This window comes from Thermosynechococcus sp. HY596, assembly GCF_030518715.1.
In the GTDB taxonomy this organism is placed as follows: domain Bacteria; phylum Cyanobacteriota; class Cyanobacteriia; order Thermosynechococcales; family Thermosynechococcaceae; genus Thermosynechococcus.
The window spans coordinates 110,488-127,815 of record NZ_CP130346.1; the positions used below are offsets into that span (position 1 = coordinate 110,488).

Genomic DNA, 17,328 nt, shown 5'->3' on the forward strand with positions numbered 1-17,328 from the left:
TGGGTTTCGGTGATCCAACCTTAGGCAAATTGCTGCCACTCTTCTTCCAGCAGACTAATGAGGTCTTCGTTGCCCTGACTCCGAGCCACTTGCAGCCGCCGCTCAAGAGTTTTCAGAATTGCATGGCGATGGGCTTCGGCCAAGGAGTCGCGCTTACGGTGGGGAAGTACTGAAGGGGCAGTACTCGTCGTCGGAGCGGTTGTGGTAACTGGTGTACCGTTGGTTTGGTAGGTTACCCCCCGCCAGCAGAGGACATGATTGGGTTGAGGAACTGGTTCAGCCGCTTTGTGCCCTACCCATTGCGTCCCCCGGTAGAGACCCTTGGCACCCGATTCAACAAGGGGAATGTGCTGCTCAGAAGTTTCGTATTTAACGCCGCGATAGATTAGTTGCATAATTAAATCAAGGCTCCTAGGTGAATACTATTGACTCGTTATCAAGCTTTAGGTGGTCTGCGCTAGGAAACAACTTGCCTCTAAATTTCTGTATTCTATTATACGATTTTTCGATCTTCATTGGGTAGAAGCCGGTTTTTTTAACAAATCTTTAGCCCTCCCACAGTCCTCCTATGAACGTGTTGTCACTCCCTGCCAATGCCAGTCACCTTTTAAGGACGTTGCGTCCGGGTCAACGGGAAATCAGTGAATGGCAAGGGGGTCTCTTGGCGGTATCGGCAGTGCCCGGAGCAGGCAAATCCCATGGCATGGCCGTAGGAGCAGCGAGCGCCATCGCTCGCGAAAAACTCCATCAACAGCGGCAACTGGTCGTAGTCACCTATAGTCGTTCGGCAGCGGCCAATATCAAGGTGCGGATTCGCCAGTACCTGCGGGAAATGGGCTTGCCCCGCAATGGTTTTAGTGTGCAGACGCTCCACAGTTTGGCCTTGAAAATTGCCACCAGTCACCCCACAGCGGGTCTGCGTTGGAGTGGCGAGAATTTAATGAGTGAGCATGAGCAGCGACGCCTGTGTGTCACCTGTGTTAAGGAATGGGCGCGATCGCACCCCGATATTCTCGAGCAACTGATCCAAGGCTGCGATACCAGTCCCCTGAGTGACGTTGAACACGATGGTCGCAGAAGTGCGCTTTTGACTGACATCTTGGTGAAGTTGGCACAAACCGTTATTAGCAGTGCCCGCAGTATGGCATTGACGCCCCATGATCTGCGGCAGTTGTCCCAGCAGTTGCGCTCCCAAAGTGCAGCCGCAGCAGAACCCTACCCCTTTTTAGAAATTGGTGCCGACCTTTTGGCACTGTACCAGCACCATTTAGCGCAGCGAGAGCAAATTGACTATGATGAGATGATTTTGGCAGCGGTACAACTCCTAGAGGGCGATCGCCAGTGTCGCCAAGAATGGCAACAGCGGGTGTATGCCGTCTTTGAGGATGAGGCGCAGGACTCGACCCCCTTGCAATCGCGGTTACTGCGACTTCTCGCCGAGGACAACACCACAGGGCAAGTGAATTTTGTGCGGGTGGGGGATCCCAATCAAGCCATTAACTCCACATTTACGGCGGCAGACCCGCTCTTTTTTAATGAATTCTGTGACGAATGTGCCCAGCAGCAGGCCTTCTATAAAATGACCCAAGCGGGGCGATCCACCCCATTGGTCATTCGATCGGCCAACTTTTTAGTGAACTGGGTCAATCATGCCCTCAAAGGCCAAGAACTGCCCTTTCGATCCCAAGCAATTCAGCCCGTCTCACCGACAGATCCGCAACCGGGGGCGAACCCACCCCCCTGGGGAGAAGGGGTAGAAATTGCCCGACCAGCAACCGTTTTCGAGACCGTGCGCGAGCTAGCAGCACGTATTTCTGAGGTTTTAGCAGAGTATCCTGAGGCCTCAATTGCGGTACTGGTGCGTACCAACCGCCAAGGGGAATTTGTCGCGGATCTGTTGCGATCGCCCGCTAGCTTCAGCATTGATACCGACCTTGCCGCTCAGGGGATTCCGATTCTCGATGTATCGGGCATTGAACGGCGATCGCAGGTGCCCAAAGAATTGCTGGACATTCTTTATTTTCTCCACTGTCCCTATTCTCCCGAAGCGGTCAAAGCAGCCCTGACTGTTCTTCAGGAGCGCAAACGCATTTCTGTCCAAAATTTGGATCGCTTAGCCGCCCAGCCAGAGGTGTTTCTCTACCCTAGTCCTTTAGACCCCCCTGCCGAAGAACCGGTACTCAAGGCACGGCACTACTGTCAACGTCTCCTCAAAGCCCGCCTAGAGCTGTCTCTATTTCCTTTGATCGCGTACTGCGCTCAGGAATTGGGCTATGATGCCGCTGAATTGGCCACCAGCGATCGCCTGATCTGCCACTTGGCACAGCAGGAACCAACGCAACTGTGGGAGCGTATCCATCCCCGTTGGCAGGAGTTGGTGGCAGCGGATCGCTTTGACGCTGTTGAGATGGAAGACCTCCATAGCCGTTTAGTGCGATCGGGGCAGGTAACGATTATGACGATGCATCGCGCCAAGGGTCTGGATTGGGATGCCGTCTTTGTCCCCTTTTTAGAGGCAAGAACCCTCCCCGGTGAGAGCTGGGTGGGGGCCAATGCCAAGTTCCTCAGTCCAGAGGTGGATTTTACGGATGTGGTGCGATCGCAACTGCGGGCCTACGGCCATCAGCAACCCCTTCCTGACTGGCAAACCGCCTATCAAAAAGCCAAAGAGGCCAAAGTTGCTGAGGAATACCGCCTGCTTTACGTGGCCATGACCCGTGCTAAGCGTTTACTGTGGCTCGCCGCCGCCCACCAAGCCCCCTTTAACTGGCAGAGCTTTGACTGGCGAGGGTTTTATCAACTCCAAGACAGTCCCCCTTGTCCTTTCTTAGCTGCCCTAGAGCAGAAGCTAAAGAAATATGCCAAAGCTACTCGCGGCGATCGCTAAGGCTATCACGCCCCGGCAAGCGTTCCATGGCTGCCAAGACGGCCCGTTCTGCTGCCAGAATATCCCGCTCCGCGCCCCCCAAAAAGAGTCGGCCAAAACTGCCCACGGCTGAAATCTGCAAGATATTAATGAGTGCTGCCTTTTCCGCTTCATTGGCGGCCAGTGCAGCATAGGCGGCAGGTTCTACTTCAAACACATAGAGGGTTTGCCCCGCCAAAATCATATTGCCCCGCCGCGAGCGGTTAATTAGTTGGGTGTGGTGGGCATCAATATTGCGAATCACCTGACTCGAAATCACCCGTGGCCGCAAGCAATCCTGTACCCGAGCGCCAATGGCATCTAAAATTGCTTGCCCTGCTGCGCGTACTTCCCCCTGATTGCCCGAATGCACCTCCAATAGTCCGTAGAGTCGCTCGATAAACAAAACTCCCGGCCGCACCACCGCAGACTTCAAGGCAATATCCAAAAGGCGATTGACATCAATCCCCGGTGAAATCTCCACCCAGAGGGAGCAATCCCCCGGCAAAGGCAAAAACCCTTGAGCCACGGTTCCCAAGTAGGCCGCGTGTTGCGGTTGAATCGAGTCGAGATAGACATAACTGCGCAGATCAACGCCCAAGGTGGTGGATTCCTAACGCGCCAGTACCCATGATCGCCGAAAATGCCCTAGGACAATAGCCATTGCAGGCGCGGATCCGTAAAGTCCTCAATGCAGACCTCTGCTCCTGCGGCTTGCAGTGCCGTTTCCGATTGCGTTGTTAACACTCCCCAGCAGAGCATCCCTGCCCGCACCGCTGCCATCACCCCTGCCACGGCATCCTCAAAGACAAGACAATGCTGCGGCAACACCTGCAACCGCTCCGCCACTAGGAGATAGCATTCTGGATCGGGCTTGCCCCGCTGCACATCCTGCTCCATCACCACCGTATCGAAAAAGTTGCCCACCCCCTCACAGGAGAGCACCAATTCCACATTGGCAGCACAGGCCGAGGTGCCTAGGCCCAAGCGATAGCCCTTTTCTTTAGCACTTTTGAGAAAGGGCAACAGCCCCGGCAACAGTTCCAAATTGGGTGCCAGCAATTCCCGAAAGACAGCCTCTTTGCCGGCGCCCCAGCGTTCGACTTCCGCTTCAGTGACCGATCGCCCCAAGAGTTCTGGCAGGAGTTCGGCATTGCGTTTGCCCCCCATTTGCCGCAACTGTTCCAGATTGATCTGCTGCCGCAGTTCAGGGGTGCGATCGACATAGACCCGCCAAGCTTCAAGGTGGTAGGGCATGGTATGGCAGATCACCCCATCCATATCAAAAATCAGGGCACGCTGCGAGGGTTCAACGGCAAGAAACTGGGAAAAATTAGCCATTGGCGAAAAAGTTGGGCATCAGCAAGTGTAGTCTATCGTCTTTTGAGACTAAAGAGGCTGGCCAATCGATCAATGGAATTTTGCCGCAGGCTAGCCCCCAAAATCTCAATTAAAATACGGGCAACCACACCTGCAAAAAAATGAGTCAACATCTACAGTAGGAGTACAGCCCTTTATCTAAGCTATAGGGTACGTCAAGGGACGTTGATCCTGTTTAAGAGTGGATTTGACGGTTCTGGGTCTGTTCCATCTTTTGGGAAGAGGGCTGTAAATTGGCATACAAAAACACGCCAAAGTGGACGTGTTAAGATGAGTGTTACCAGCACGCAGGAGCCATTAGGGGAAGGGTCATGTTTGAACGGTTTACAGAAAAAGCCATTAAAGTCATCATGCTGGCACAGGAAGAGGCTCGCCGCCTCGGCCACAACTTTGTCGGTACCGAACAAATTCTCCTCGGATTGATTGGTGAAGGCACCGGTGTGGCTGCGAAGGTGCTACGTTCCATGGGCGTGAACCTCAAGGATGCCCGCATCGAAGTGGAAAAAATTATTGGCCGTGGGTCTGGTTTTGTAGCGGTGGAGATTCCCTTTACCCCCCGTGCCAAGCGAGTGTTGGAACTCTCCCTCGAAGAAGCCCGCCAACTGGGACACAACTATATTGGTACTGAGCACCTTCTTTTGGGTCTGATTCGCGAAGGGGAAGGGGTAGCAGCACGGGTTCTTGAAAATCTCGGCGTTGACCTGTCGAAAGTGCGCACTCAAGTGATTCGTATGCTGGGTGAAACCGCAGAAGTGGCTGCCGGTGCCAGCCAAGGGCGTACCAAAACACCAACGCTGGACGAATTTGGTGCCAACCTCACCCAGATGGCCATTGATGGCAAGCTAGATCCCGTGGTGGGTCGGCAAAAAGAAATTGAGCGGGTGATTCAAATCCTCGGCCGCCGCACCAAAAATAACCCTGTGCTGATCGGTGAACCGGGGGTAGGTAAAACCGCTATTGCTGAAGGCCTTGCCCAACGCATTGCCAATAAAGATGTCCCCGATATTCTAGAAGACAAGCGGGTGGTCACCCTCGATATTGGCCTGTTGGTGGCGGGCACGAAGTACCGAGGTGAGTTTGAAGAGCGGCTGAAGAAGATCATGGATGAGATCCGCCAAGCCGGTAACGTGATCTTGGTGATTGACGAGGTACACACGTTGATTGGGGCTGGGGCTGCTGAGGGTGCCATTGATGCGGCGAATATCCTCAAACCCGCCTTGGCTCGTGGTGAGTTGCAGTGCATTGGTGCCACCACGTTGGATGAGTACCGCAAACACATTGAGCGAGATGCCGCCTTGGAGCGCCGCTTCCAACCGGTGATGGTGGGTGAACCCTCCGTTGAGGAAACCATTGAGATCCTCTACGGCCTGCGGGAACGCTACGAGAAGCACCACAAGCTGAAAATTTCCGATGAAGCCCTTGAGGCGGCAGCGAAGCTGTCTGATCGCTACATTAGCGATCGCTATCTGCCCGACAAAGCCATTGACCTCATTGACGAAGCCGGCTCACGGGTGCGCCTGATTAACTCGCAACTACCGCCTGCGGCCAAGGAACTGGATCGCGAATTGCGGCAAGTGCTCAAAGAAAAAGACGATGCCGTGCGTGCCCAAAACTTTGACAAAGCGGGTGAGTTGCGCGATCGCGAGATGGAACTGAAAGCGCAAATCCGTGCCATTGCCCAGCAGAAAAAATCCGAAAGCGCCAATGGTGAAGAGGAAACCCCCGTCGTTACCGAAGAGGACATTGCCCACATTGTTGCCTCTTGGACGGGTGTGCCTGTCAGCAAGCTCACCGAAAGCGAATCGGAAAAACTGCTGCACATGGAGGAGACCCTGCACCAGCGGGTCATTGGCCAAGATGAAGCGGTGAAAGCCATCTCCCGTGCCATTCGCCGTGCCCGTGTCGGTCTAAAAAATCCCAACCGTCCCATTGCTAGCTTTATCTTCTCTGGGCCAACCGGTGTGGGTAAAACCGAGCTAACGAAAGCCTTGGCCGCCTACTTCTTTGGTTCTGAAGAGGCGATGATCCGCCTAGATATGTCCGAGTACATGGAGCGGCATACCGTCTCCAAGCTCATTGGTTCGCCCCCCGGCTATGTCGGCTACAACGAGGGCGGTCAACTGACCGAAGCCGTGCGGCGGCGTCCCTACACGGTGGTGCTCTTTGACGAAATCGAGAAAGCCCATCCCGATGTCTTTAACCTGCTGCTGCAAATCCTTGAGGATGGTCGCCTCACTGACTCTAAGGGGCGTACCGTTGACTTCAAGAACACCCTCTTGATCATGACCTCGAACATTGGCTCGAAGGTGATTGAGAAAGGCGCTGGCGGTCTTGGCTTTGAGTTTGGCACTGAGGATGCTGCTGAATCGCAATACAATCGCATTCGCTCCTTGGTGAATGAGGAACTGAAGCAGTACTTCCGTCCAGAGTTCCTCAACCGCGTGGATGAGATTATTGTCTTCCGCCAGCTGACCAAAGACGAGGTCAAGCAAATTGCTGACATCCTCTTGAGGGAGGTCTTCTCACGCCTGACCGAGAAAGGAATCACCCTAGAAGTGACGGATCGCTTCAAGGAGCGACTCATTGAAGAAGGCTACAATCCCAGCTACGGTGCGCGACCCCTGCGGCGAGCCATTATGCGCCTCCTAGAGGATACCTTGGCTGAGGAAATGCTCTCTGGCCGCATTCGTGAAGGGGATACTGCCCTCATTGATGTGGATGAATCGGGTCAAGTGAAGATCCAAGCTCAACCTCGGCGTGAGCTACTGCCCCAAGCGGTTGAGTAGGGTATTGACTTCCTATGCCAGACACACCGCAAGAGGTTTATGGGGACTCCCTCAGCTCCCGAGCGCTGGATCACGACTGGCGCACCATTTATCCCTTGGGTGCTTACCAAATCCACGGTCTGGCATGGGTCGATCCCCAAGCCCTGTGGCTACGTCAATTGCCCCGTTTGCCCTTTTGCCAAGCAACCCTTGGCGCCAGTTTTTTGGCCTTGGATCGGGTGCGGGGCTTTATTTTGCTCATCAATGGCGAAAATGACCACAGTGAGATTCTCAATCCCTACGATCTAGAGGCATTTCTCGATGCCGATGGCCTCTGTCTCCATCGCCAAACCCTCTGGTTTTGCCGGGACACATGGCTCTATCGCTGTCATCTGCCTGACTGGCATGTAGAAAAGGTGCTGGAGTGCCGCTATCCCATTTACGGTGTGGCGGTGGATGACACAGGCATCTATGTGGCCTGTCAAAAATCGGGTTACATCCACTGTTTTGATGAAACAGGTCGAGAGCAGTATCGCCTCAGCGCGCCGGGCATTGGCTGTGAAAATTTAGCCCTCAAGGATGGCTATCTGTGGGTGAGCGATCGCCTAGAGCAATCTATCTATTGTCTCGATCGCCAGAGTGGCCGTGTTGAATGGGTGGCCTTGACGCCCTTTGCCCAGCCAACGGCGTTTACCTTTGATGCAACGGGGCGACTGTGGGTGGCCTATGGCGGTGAAGAACCCTATTTGCGGGATAACCCCAACAACCGCGAAGCCCCCCTCGAAATTGATCATCGCGATATTTGCCTGATTCATCCTCTGCTCTATCAGACCCACAAAGAGCAGTATTACACGGTCTCCAATGGCTATCTGATTGAGATGGCCTACGTGGAGGAAATGTCTCCCCTCGATGCGCTGCACCTAGATAACCTAGAGTGGCGAATTGCTCTGCCCGCCAATTCCCTGCGCCAAAAATTGCTGCGGGTTGAACCCGTCGGTACCCCCTTTCGCTTGGAAACCGTGGGTGATCAGCAGGTGGCGGTGTTTGATTTTCCTGAAGTGCGTCCCTACGAAGCCCGTCTTTTTGGTTGGCGTGCTTGGCTAGAAGTGAGAGGTATCAAGTACCATCTCAGCTTTGACGACATTGATGAGACGCTACCGCTGCCGCCAGAATTTGCAGCACAGTATCTAGTGGATAACGATGAGTTGGCGATGGATCAACCCATTGTCCAGGAGGTGGCACGGCAAGCTGTGGGCACAGAGACCAATATCCTGCGCAAGATGCTCAAGATTCGTAACTATGTGTACGATCGCCTGAGCTATGCCATGCGACCCACGATTGAAACGCCCGATTTGGTTTTGAAACGGGGAACGGGGTCCTGTGGTGAGTACGTGGGGGTGCTCCTTGCCTTGGCGCGATTAAATGGCATTGCCTGCCGTACGGTGGGTCGCTACAAATGTCCCCCCCATCCCCAAAAGCGGGGCATCCCCCTTCAACCCACCTATAACCACGTTTGGTTGGAGTTTTATGTGCCGGGGGTTGGCTGGTTGCCCATGGAGTCCAATCCCGATGATGTCGTAGAGCGCGGCCCTTATCCAACACGGTTCTTTATGGCACTGCCTTGGTACCACGTGGAAGCGGGTAAAGGGATTCGCTTTGAGAGCACGAATTATCGCGATCGCGGGCTACGCCTTGGAGATTTAGCCCTCAATCATGTGCGCTTTACCATTCATGGTGAGCTGCCCCCAATTGCCTAAATAGTTCTAAAACAGGAGCACTCGCAGTAATCCCAAAGGAGCCGGCTGCCAATCGCCGCGCCAATCCAAAAGCTGTACTAACACCAAGTAGCCAATTCCCAATAACAGGGAAATGACACCGGTGACGATCGCCACCCATTTGCCCGATGACCGTTGAGACACCCTGAGCCTCCTATTCATTCTTGAGTCGCAATACCGCCATAAAGGCCTCTTGGGGGACATCCACCCGCCCGATCGCCTTCATCCGTTTTTTACCCGCTTTTTGTTTTTCGAGGAGCTTGCGTTTACGGGTCACATCGCCGCCGTAGCACTTGGCCAAGACATCTTTGCGTAAGGCGGGAATACTTTCACTGGCAATCACCCGTGAGCCAATGGCCGCTTGAATGGGAATTTTGAACTGGTGGCGTGGGATCAAATCCTTGAGTTTGCTGACAAGGGCACGTCCCACATAGTAGGCCTTATCGCGGTGAACAATCGCTGCCAAGGAATCCACCGGGTCGTTATTGATCAGGATATCCAGTTTCACCAGATCATTAGGACGGTAGCCAATCAGGTGGTATTCCATACTGGCATAGCCGCGCGATCGCGACTTCATTTCATCGAAAAAGTCCGTCACAATTTCCGCCAAGGGCATTTCATAGACCAATGTGGTGCGCCCTTGGGTGAGGTAGCGCATATCCTTAAAGATGCCCCGCCGCGACTGCGCCAATTCCATCAGCGTTCCCACATAGGTTTCGGGGGTAATCATTTCCAGTTGAACGTAGGGTTCCTCAATTTTTTCGCGGTATTGGGGTTCCGGTAGCAGGCTGGGGTTATCAATCGTCAGCACTTCCCCTTTGATGGTGGTGACGCGATAGACCACCGAAGGGGCGGTAATGATTAAGTCCAGATTGTATTCCCGCTCTAGCCGCTCTTGGATAATTTCCATGTGCAGCAGCCCCAAAAAACCACAGCGGAACCCAAAGCCCATGGCACTGGAGGTTTCCGGCTCGTAGTGGAGCGAAGCATCGTTGAGCTTCAATTTTTCAAGGGCCTCCCGCAGATCCTCAAACTGATCGGCATCCGTGGGAAAAAGACCACAAAAGACCATCGGTTTGGCCTCAGTATAACCCGGAAGAGGTTCCTTGGCTGGGTTTTGTGCCAATGTAATCGTGTCGCCGACACGGGCATCGCCAACGGCTTTAATGGCGGCTGCGAGGTAGCCCACTTCCCCAGCATGGAGACTGTCCACGGGTTTTTGGTTGGGCGCGAGAACGCCGAGTTCATCAATTTCGTACTCTTTGCCAGAGGCCATCAAGCGAATGCGATCGCCCTTGCGAACCACACCATCCATGACCCGAAAATAGACAATCACCCCTCGGTAGGCATCGTAGTAGCTATCAAAAATCAATGCCCGCAGGGGTTGATCTACCGTATCCCGAGGCGGCGGCACCAAATGCACAATCGATTCCAGAATTTCCTCAATGCCAATCCCTTCCTTGGCGGACGCTAGAACCGCTTGGGAGCAATCGAGACCAATAATCTCTTCAATTTCGGCCTTGACGCGATCGGGTTCAGCACCGGGTAGGTCAATTTTGTTGAGGACCGGAATAATCTCTAAATTATGCTCCAATGCCAGATAGACATTGGCCAGTGTTTGCGCTTCTACCCCTTGGGAGGCATCCACAACGAGGAGTGCCCCTTCACAGGCAGCCAGCGATCGCGACACCTCATAGGAAAAATCCACGTGGCCGGGGGTGTCAATCAAGTTCAAAATGTACGTTTGGCCATCGCGACTGGTGTAGGTCATGCGGGCCGCTTGCAGCTTAATCGTAATTCCCCGCTCCCGCTCCAGCTCCATATTGTCAAGAAACTGTTCCTTCATTTCACGGGGATCCACCGTGCCTGTAAATTGCAGCAGGCGATCGGCAAGGGTCGATTTGCCGTGATCAATGTGGGCAATGATCGAGAAATTGCGAATGTGGGAAACGGGGACGTCGGTCATACCAGCGAGGACAACCTTAACAAAATGAAAAACTCCTTTCTTGATTCTAAGCGTCCCTGTCCGATTGTGCTGAGAATTCGGTGGTAGGATAGAAATTAACTGCCGGGATGTAGCGCAGCTTGGTAGCGCATCTGCTTTGGGAGCAGAGGGTCGCAGGTTCAAATCCTGTCATCCCGATTCGGAACCGTAAACCTAGAACGATTGTTGCCCATACAATCCTGCGGTAGATTAGCCTCAGGCCTTTTGGATACGTATTCATTGATGCTGACGGTTCCACGGACAATTTGCCTTGGATTTTTGGCGGTGATTACGCTGGGGACGCTGCTGTTGTGGCTGCCTTGGTCCACTAGTAATGGGGAATGGAACCCCTTTATCGTTGCGCTATTTACCGCAACATCGGCCGTTTGTGTGACCGGCCACATTATTGTCGATACGGGAACCCACTTTTCTCCCTTTGGTCAACTGGTGATTCTGCTGTTGATCCAAGTGGGTGGTCTGGGGTACATGACGGCGACCACCTTTTTGATTATTTTGCTGGGACGCAAGTTTAACCTGCGGCAGAAGATAGCGGTACAGCAAGCCTTGGATCGGCGGGGCATGCAGGGGGCACGGCAATTGGTGCGCTCGATTTTGGGTCTCACGTTTCTCTTTGAACTGACGGGTGCCTTGTTGCTGTGGCTGATTTTTCGCCAAGACGTTAGTGATCCACGGGCACTGTGGCTGGCGGTGTTTCACAGTATCAGTGCTTGGAATAATGCCGGGTTTAGTCTGTTTAGTGACAGCTTGATGGGGTATCAAACCTCTGTGCCCCTGAATTTCGTGATTTCACTGCTGATTATTTTTGGCGGCATTGGCTATGAGGTGATCTTTGAATTTTATCTTTGGCTGCGGGAGCATCTGCGCCACTGGGGTAAACCCGCCTATCTAATCCGCAAGGCGAGCCAGATGACGTTTAGCCTCAATTTCAAAATTGTGACGAGTACAACGGCGATTCTCCTCATCTTGGGAACGGCGATGCTGTTTGCGACGGAGATGCGATCGCCAGAACGATTTGGTCTTTTTTCCTTTGATCAGAAGCTCCTCTTGGCCTGGTTTCAGTCGGTGACAGCGCGGACGGCGGGCTTTAATACCGTCAACATTGGTGAATTCAATAATGGCGGGCTATTTATTATGATTGCCCTGATGTTTATTGGCGGTAGCCCCGGTGGGACGGCAGGGGGCATTAAAACAACCACGTTGCGGATTTTGGCAGGGATTACCAAGTCAGCTCTGCAAGGGAAAGAGGTGGTGCTGCTCTACCGCCGTCAGGTGCCCCCCTCGCTGATCATGAAAGCGGTCGCTGTCGCCTTTGGCTCAATGTTTACGGTGCTGGTTTCCACTACCCTCATCGCGATCGCTGACCCCGAAGAGAATTTCATCAATATTCTCTTTGAAACCGTTTCCGCCTTTGCCACCGTTGGTCTTTCCACCGGTATTACCAGTGGGCTAAGCGTCTTTTCCAAGTTGGTCTTAATTGTAACAATGTATGCCGGACGGGTGGGTATCCTGCTGCTGATGGCGGCAATTATCGGCGACCCCCAGCCTTCTAGCGTCCAATATCCTGAGGAAAACCTGTTGGTGGGTTAGGGGGCGGCGTACTCGGCAATGGCGGCAGCCATCTCTTGGGTACCCACGGGTTCTTTGCCCGCTGCAGCCAAATCATAGGTGACAAAGCGCCCCTCAGCAATGACTTTTTCCACAGCTGCCTGAAGACGCCGTGCCGCTTCCATTTCACCCAAGTGTTGCAGCATCAACACACCAGAGAGAATCAATGCCGTAGGATTGGCTTTATTTTGGCCGGCATATTTAGGTGCTGAACCATGAATCGCCTCAAAAACGGCATATTCATCGCCAATATTGGCGCCGGGAGCCACCCCAAGGCCACCAATCATCCCTGCACAAAGGTCGGAAAGAATATCACCGTAGAGGTTGGGCATCACCATCACATCATAAAGTTCGGGCTTCTGCATCAACTGCATGCACATGTTATCGACGATGCGATCTTCAAAGGCAATGTCGGGGTAACGGGTAGCAATTTCGCGGGCACGTTCAAGGAAGAGGCCATCGGTAAATTTCATGATGTTGGCCTTGTGAACGGCAGTCACTTTCTGGCGATGGTTGGCCTTGGCATATTTGAAGGCAAACTCAATGATGCGATCGCTCCCCAGCACAGAAATCGGCTTGACACCAATGGCAGCATCCTCACGGATCGGCTTACCCGCTAGATCACTCAAAAAGGCACGGGCTTTGGCCGCCTCGGGACTGGTGTATTCAAACTCAATCCCGGCATAGAGGTCTTCGGTATTCTCGCGAACAATGACAAGGTCAATGTTTTGAAAATAGCTTTTCACCCCAACAATGGATTTAGCCGGCCGTAGGTTCGCATAGAGATTGAGCCGCTTGCGGATCTCGACATTCACAGAACGAAAGCCCGTACCTACGGGGGTGGTAATCGGCCCTTTGATGGCAGTTTTCGTGCTTTTGATCGCATCGAGAACGTGTTCGGGCAAGGGGGTACCGTAGCGTTCCATCATGTCCACACCGGCATCCACCACCACCCAATCAATTTTGACGCCCGTAGCATCAATGGCAGTGCGAGTGGCAGCGGCAACCTCAGGACCAATACCGTCGCCGCGAATTAAGGTAACAGCGTGGGACACGAGTTCTCTCTCCCTATGCAGAACTGAAAGACAAAGGTATTAGGAGGGTATGATGCCGCTAAATGAGCTTCACCGTACGTAGCGTGTGAAACAAAATTGTCGCCAAGGCGATCGCGCCCGCAACAATGACAAAGTACAAAACAATTCCCATCATGTTTCTCCTCAACAGGTAGTGATTTACCTCGGGATTCAGAATACCCTAGGCTGTGCCTACAAAACTAACATCACTAAAGCGCTTTTGTGCCTCGCTGACGGGACGATTTTTGCCTTCCTCTTGCCAGTAGTTAATGATTTCGGTGGCACGGTTGAGGAGTTCAATCCGCTCGGCTTCCGTAATCCAAGATTTCTTCTCTAACTCCGCCTTCAGGAGTTCCCAAGCATCGGTGCGCGGCCAAAAGAAGTAGGAGGTGAGGGGGCTTGTCCCTTTGCCAACAATTTGATCGACAGCGATCGCCACGTCTTTTTCTAACCAAAGTACTCTCAGGGTAAAGCGGGACAATTCTAACCTCCTAAAACTCGTTTTTCACAAAAAGCCATCCTTTATAATAACCAATCAGGCCAACTGCATACAAGTTTCTGGAGAGCTACGGTTGAGTACCCCCTGCGCCTGTGTCTTTTTTGATATTGATGGGGTGATTCGCGATGTCAGTCGTTCCTATCGCCGTGCCCTAGCGGATACCGTCGAGCATTTTACGGGGGGTGCCTATCGTCCCAGTCAAAAGGAAATTGACAACCTCAAGGCGGAAGGCTGCTGGAATAACGACTGGGAAGGGTCGCGTGAACTCATTTATCGCTACTTTGAACGCCAAGGGAAACCCCGCTGCCAAGTGCCCTTGGACTATGAACGCCTAGTGATCTTTTTTGAGGAGCGCTATAGTGGCGAAAATTGGTGCGGCTATATTCAAGATGAGCCACTGCTGGTGGATGTTGCCTATTTTCAGGCTTTTGATCAGGCACAAATCCGCTGGGGGTTTGTCAGTGGTGCGACGCGGGACTCGGCAGAATATGTTCTGAAACACCGCTTGGGTCTCGATCAGCCCCTTTTGATCGCCATGGAAGATGCCCCCGGCAAACCCGACCCCACAGGACTCCGCATGGCCTACCGTCAGGCCGCGGCTCAGGAAACCATTCCTGCCTTTTATGTGGGGGATACAGTGGCGGATATGCAGACCGTTGTCAATGCCCGCAAAGAACAAGCAACAACGCCGTGGATTGCCTTAGGGGTGATTCCTCCCCATGTCCAGCCCGAAGATCGGCAACGCTATGGCGATCGCTTGCGCTCAGCGGGAGCCAGTGCAGTTTTTGAACACACGCGCGACATTACCCCAGCGATGGTGGCAGCGTTCTTAGGGCAATTGGCTGCCCACGACTCAAACTGCGGGCAATAAGATCACAGCGTTCATTGCCGACATCGCCACTATGGCCACGCACATGGTGCCACTGGACTAAGGGATCATTGAGGGCATCTAGCTCCTGCCACAGGTCTTGGTTGAGAACAGGCTTTTTGGCGGCTGTTTTCCAGCCCCGCCGTTTCCAGTTGTGGATCCACTCCGTAATTCCCTTGAGGACATATTCGCTGTCGGTGTAAAGGGCGATCGCGCTCCCCGGAGCCAGTTGGCGCCATGCCTTGAGGGCTGCAATGGCCGCCTGCAATTCCATGCGATTATTTGTGGTCGCGGGGTGATGTCCCCCCAGTTCCTGCACAGAGCCGTCGGTAAAGTAAATGACCACGCCCCAGCCCCCCGGTCCCGGATTGCCTTCGCAGGCACCATCGGTATAAATGGCACGAATCTCGGTCATGAGTCTCTATGCCCTCCAAAGGTTGCAAATAAAAAAGGGGGGGCCACAAGACCACCCCCGAAACAAATGGATACCAAAGACTACTTGATGCTGACTTTGGCGCCGGCTTCCTCGAGTTCTTTCTTAGCGGCTTCGGCGTCTTCTTTGGTGGCACCTTCTTTCACGGGTTTGGGCGTGGATTCCACCACTTCCTTGGCTTCCTTGAGACCCAAGCCGGTCAAAGAGCGCACCACTTTGAGCACGGCAATCTTCTTGTCGGCGGGGACTTCTTCGAGAATGACATCGAAGGCGGTTTTCTCTTCGACTTCTTCTGCGGGAGCAGCAGCACCACCACCCACAGGAGCGGCGACCATCATGCCACCGACCGGCGCAGCGGCACTGACACCAAAGGCCTCTTCAATTTGCTTGACCAGCTCAGCGGCTTCCAGCAGGGTCAAGGATTTCAACTTTTCGAGAATTTCATCGGTTGCAGCAGACATTGTCAACTCCTATCGTTTCAAGGTTAGAAAACAAGAACAGGTGGCTTCCCAAGGGAAACCGAAAACAGGATCGATCTATGCCGCACCTTTGTCGGCGATCGCCTGTGTTGCCCGCGCCAAGGAAGCGGGAACCTCCTTGATGCCAATGGCAATCTTCGCTGTGACGGCATTGAGGGCACCGGCAATCTGCGCCATGAGTTGTTCTTTTGAGGGCAGATCACCAATAGCCTTCACTTGCGCTTCGTCAAGGGCCCGTCCCTCCATGACCCCACCGCGTAGGGTGGTTTTTTTCGTGGCCTTTTGGAATTCTTGGTAGGCCTTGATCGTGCCACCAATGTCATCCTTGACCAAGAGGAACGCCGAAGGTCCTTTGAGGAATTGGGTCATGGGTTGCCAAGTGTCACTTTCTTTAACCGCCAATTCCATCAGCGTATTTTTAGTGACCTTGCAACTGGCATTACACTTGCGCAAGCGTTGCCGCAAATCCTTCATCTCAGCATCGGTGAGACCTTGGTAGTCAATCACCAGTGCCATTTGTGACTCGCTCAGGCGTTCCTTTAGCTCCGCCACAATTTCTTTTTTGTTTGCTAGCGTGCGTCCCACGCGCATCACCTCCTGTAGTCAGTGCAAGAAAAACCCCAGCAGTGGTGCCGGGGCGATCGCCCAATCCCAACGGATGGACTTCGCAAACCTCGGCAGGAAGATTATGTCTGAGCCAGACCCCTGCGGTCTTCGGTTTCAGTCTTGAGTTGTCCAGTATTGGGCAATAGGCAAGTCCTCCTTAGGCGGCTTCGGCCAGTTTTAGCTCCCGCAGGGCGTTGATGTCCACTTGAATGCTCGGCCCCATCGTTGCGGCCACATAGACACTGCGCCAGTAGCGACCCTTGGCACCACTCGGGCGGTTGCGGTCAATACTCTCTTGTAGTGCCTTGAGGTTGACGAGCAAGTCTTCGGCGCTGAAGCTAGCTTTGCCAAAGAGCACATGGACAATCCCGGTGCGATCGGCGCGGAATTCCACTTTCCCCGCTTTGAACTCCTGAATCGCTTGGGGCAAGTCAAAGGTCACTGTACCGGCTTTGGGCGACGGCATTAGCCCCCGCGGACCCAAAATCCGACCCACTTTGGCTACTTGGGGCATCATATCGGGGGTGGCAATGAGGAGATCAAAGTCCATCCGCCCCTTTTGAATTTCGTCAATGAGTTCCTCTGAACCCACAACATCGGCACCGGCGGCACTGGCTTCAGTCACTTTTTCACCCCGGGCAATGACCGCCACGCGAATCGTTTGACCGGTGCCTTTGGGGAGCGCCACAGTGGTTCGCAATTGTTGGTCGGTATATTTGGGATCAATGCCCAAGCGGATGTGGGCTTCTGCCGATTCAGGAAATTTGGCTGTGGCCGTTTCCTTCAGCAGTTGCAAGGCCTCAAGGGGGGCGTAGGGACGATCCTCCACCTTGGCATAGAGTTCACGCAGTCGTCGCGAGAGTTTACGCATCAGAATTTACCTCCACGGGGTACTAACGAAACGCAGTTTCTCCCCCCAACACAACAACGGACTC

General features: G+C 53.6%; 16 protein-coding genes, 1 tRNA gene and 1 other annotated feature. Of the genes, 6 read left to right on the forward strand and 11 right to left on the reverse strand.

The annotated features are described in order from the left end of the window. Nucleotides 1–20 precede the first annotated feature (20 nt). Nucleotides 21–395 carry a DUF4278 domain-containing protein gene (locus tag QYC28_RS00535; protein ID WP_302679675.1) on the reverse strand — a complete coding sequence of 125 codons (375 nt, stop codon included), beginning with the start codon at nt 393–395 and terminating at the stop codon, nt 21–23. Between the two features lie 173 nt (nt 396–568). Here QYC28_RS00535 and QYC28_RS00540 point away from each other — a divergent pair, with 173 nt between their 5' ends. Further along, nucleotides 569–2,887, forward strand: a complete 2,319-nt coding sequence (locus QYC28_RS00540; RefSeq protein WP_302679676.1) for an ATP-dependent helicase — start codon at nt 569–571, stop codon at nt 2,885–2,887. Here QYC28_RS00540 and QYC28_RS00545 read toward each other — a convergent pair. Both QYC28_RS00545 and QYC28_RS00550 read right to left on the reverse strand, forming a co-directional pair. After that, nucleotides 2,868–3,506: a hypothetical protein gene (locus QYC28_RS00545; RefSeq protein ID WP_149817184.1), complete on the reverse strand. Its 639-nt coding sequence runs from the start codon at nt 3,504–3,506 to the stop codon at nt 2,868–2,870. The two genes, QYC28_RS00540 and QYC28_RS00545, sit on opposite strands and share 20 nt — an antisense overlap. 47 nt (nt 3,507–3,553) lie before the next feature. After that, nucleotides 3,554–4,246: an HAD family phosphatase gene (locus QYC28_RS00550; protein WP_149817186.1), complete on the reverse strand. Its 693-nt coding sequence runs from the start codon at nt 4,244–4,246 to the stop codon at nt 3,554–3,556. 350 nt (nt 4,247–4,596) lie between these two features. Here QYC28_RS00550 and QYC28_RS00555 point away from each other — a divergent pair, with 350 nt between their 5' ends. Together QYC28_RS00555 and QYC28_RS00560 are read left to right on the forward strand one after the other, a co-directional pair. Then, entirely contained in the window at nt 4,597–7,071 is a 2,475-nt protein-coding gene (locus QYC28_RS00555; protein WP_302679677.1) for an ATP-dependent Clp protease ATP-binding subunit, read from the forward strand. Between the two features lie 14 nt (nt 7,072–7,085). Next, nucleotides 7,086–8,807: a transglutaminase domain-containing protein gene (locus tag QYC28_RS00560; RefSeq protein ID WP_149817191.1), complete on the forward strand. Its 1,722-nt coding sequence runs from the start codon at nt 7,086–7,088 to the stop codon at nt 8,805–8,807. Between the two features lie 6 nt (nt 8,808–8,813). Here QYC28_RS00560 and QYC28_RS00565 read toward each other — a convergent pair whose 3' ends face one another. Both QYC28_RS00565 and lepA read right to left on the reverse strand, forming a co-directional pair. Next, a complete protein-coding gene (locus QYC28_RS00565) occupies nt 8,814–8,969 on the reverse strand; it encodes a hypothetical protein (protein WP_149817193.1) in 156 nt (51 codons plus the stop codon). A 10-nt stretch (nt 8,970–8,979) separates the two neighbouring features. After that, the gene (gene lepA / locus QYC28_RS00570) at nt 8,980–10,791 is read right to left on the reverse strand and encodes a translation elongation factor 4 (protein ID WP_149817195.1); all 1,812 of its coding nucleotides are present in this window, start codon (nt 10,789–10,791) and stop codon (nt 8,980–8,982) included. A gap of 103 nt (nt 10,792–10,894) precedes the next feature. Between lepA and QYC28_RS00575 the strand changes: the two genes are divergently transcribed. Both QYC28_RS00575 and QYC28_RS00580 read left to right on the forward strand, forming a co-directional pair. Beyond that, nucleotides 10,895–10,968: transfer RNA gene (locus QYC28_RS00575), tRNA-Pro, on the forward strand. A gap of 87 nt (nt 10,969–11,055) precedes the next feature. Then, nucleotides 11,056–12,417, forward strand: coding sequence for a TrkH family potassium uptake protein (locus QYC28_RS00580; RefSeq protein ID WP_315863215.1), 1,362 nt, complete (start codon nt 11,056–11,058; stop codon nt 12,415–12,417). Here QYC28_RS00580 and QYC28_RS00585 read toward each other — a convergent pair. Both QYC28_RS00585 and QYC28_RS00590 read right to left on the reverse strand, forming a co-directional pair. Beyond that, nucleotides 12,414–13,490: an isocitrate/isopropylmalate dehydrogenase family protein gene (locus QYC28_RS00585; RefSeq protein WP_302679679.1), complete on the reverse strand. Its 1,077-nt coding sequence runs from the start codon at nt 13,488–13,490 to the stop codon at nt 12,414–12,416. The two genes, QYC28_RS00580 and QYC28_RS00585, sit on opposite strands and share 4 nt — an antisense overlap. 199 nt (nt 13,491–13,689) lie before the next feature. Then, a complete protein-coding gene (locus QYC28_RS00590) occupies nt 13,690–13,989 on the reverse strand; it encodes a 30S ribosomal protein PSRP-3 (RefSeq protein ID WP_149817201.1) in 300 nt (99 codons plus the stop codon). A 91-nt stretch (nt 13,990–14,080) separates the two neighbouring features. Here QYC28_RS00590 and QYC28_RS00595 point away from each other — a divergent pair, with 91 nt between their 5' ends. After that, nucleotides 14,081–14,878, forward strand: a complete 798-nt coding sequence (locus QYC28_RS00595) for a TIGR01548 family HAD-type hydrolase (RefSeq protein WP_286668835.1) — start codon at nt 14,081–14,083, stop codon at nt 14,876–14,878. On the opposite strand, the gene rnhA is transcribed toward QYC28_RS00595, so the two are convergent. The 4 genes from rnhA to rplA form a co-directional block, all read right to left on the reverse strand. Continuing rightward, nucleotides 14,811–15,290, reverse strand: a complete 480-nt coding sequence (rnhA, locus tag QYC28_RS00600) for a ribonuclease HI (RefSeq protein ID WP_149817203.1) — start codon at nt 15,288–15,290, stop codon at nt 14,811–14,813. The two genes, QYC28_RS00595 and rnhA, sit on opposite strands and share 68 nt — an antisense overlap. 80 nt (nt 15,291–15,370) lie before the next feature. Further along, on the reverse strand, nt 15,371–15,769 hold the full coding sequence (gene rplL / locus QYC28_RS00605) for a 50S ribosomal protein L7/L12 (protein WP_149817205.1): 399 nt from the start codon (nt 15,767–15,769) through the stop codon (nt 15,371–15,373). A 75-nt stretch (nt 15,770–15,844) separates the two neighbouring features. Continuing rightward, nucleotides 15,845–16,372 carry a 50S ribosomal protein L10 gene (gene rplJ, locus QYC28_RS00610; protein ID WP_149817208.1) on the reverse strand — a complete coding sequence of 176 codons (528 nt, stop codon included), beginning with the start codon at nt 16,370–16,372 and terminating at the stop codon, nt 15,845–15,847. An 18-nt stretch (nt 16,373–16,390) separates the two neighbouring features. Beyond that, nucleotides 16,391–16,523 (reverse strand) — a sequence feature (ribosomal protein L10 leader region). A 27-nt stretch (nt 16,524–16,550) separates the two neighbouring features. Next, nucleotides 16,551–17,267: a 50S ribosomal protein L1 gene (gene rplA / locus QYC28_RS00615; RefSeq protein WP_190278287.1), complete on the reverse strand. Its 717-nt coding sequence runs from the start codon at nt 17,265–17,267 to the stop codon at nt 16,551–16,553. Between the last annotated feature and the right edge of the window lie 61 nt (nt 17,268–17,328).

What these genes read in the sequence shown, in the direction of transcription:
- QYC28_RS00535 (WP_302679675.1), bottom strand. Translation starts at nt 395, where the DNA reads ATGCAACTAATCTATCGCGGCGTTAAATACGAAACTTCTGAGCAGCAC.
- QYC28_RS00540 (WP_302679676.1), top strand. Translation starts at nt 569, where the DNA reads ATGAACGTGTTGTCACTCCCTGCCAATGCCAGTCACCTTTTAAGGACG.
- QYC28_RS00550 (WP_149817186.1), bottom strand. Translation starts at nt 4,246, where the DNA reads ATGGCTAATTTTTCCCAGTTTCTTGCCGTTGAACCCTCGCAGCGTGCC.
- QYC28_RS00555 (WP_302679677.1), top strand. Translation starts at nt 4,597, where the DNA reads ATGTTTGAACGGTTTACAGAAAAAGCCATTAAAGTCATCATGCTGGCA.
- QYC28_RS00560 (WP_149817191.1), top strand. Translation starts at nt 7,086, where the DNA reads ATGCCAGACACACCGCAAGAGGTTTATGGGGACTCCCTCAGCTCCCGA.
- lepA (WP_149817195.1), bottom strand. Translation starts at nt 10,791, where the DNA reads ATGACCGACGTCCCCGTTTCCCACATTCGCAATTTCTCGATCATTGCC.
- rnhA (WP_149817203.1), bottom strand. Translation starts at nt 15,290, where the DNA reads ATGACCGAGATTCGTGCCATTTATACCGATGGTGCCTGCGAAGGCAAT.
- rplL (WP_149817205.1), bottom strand. Translation starts at nt 15,769, where the DNA reads ATGTCTGCTGCAACCGATGAAATTCTCGAAAAGTTGAAATCCTTGACC.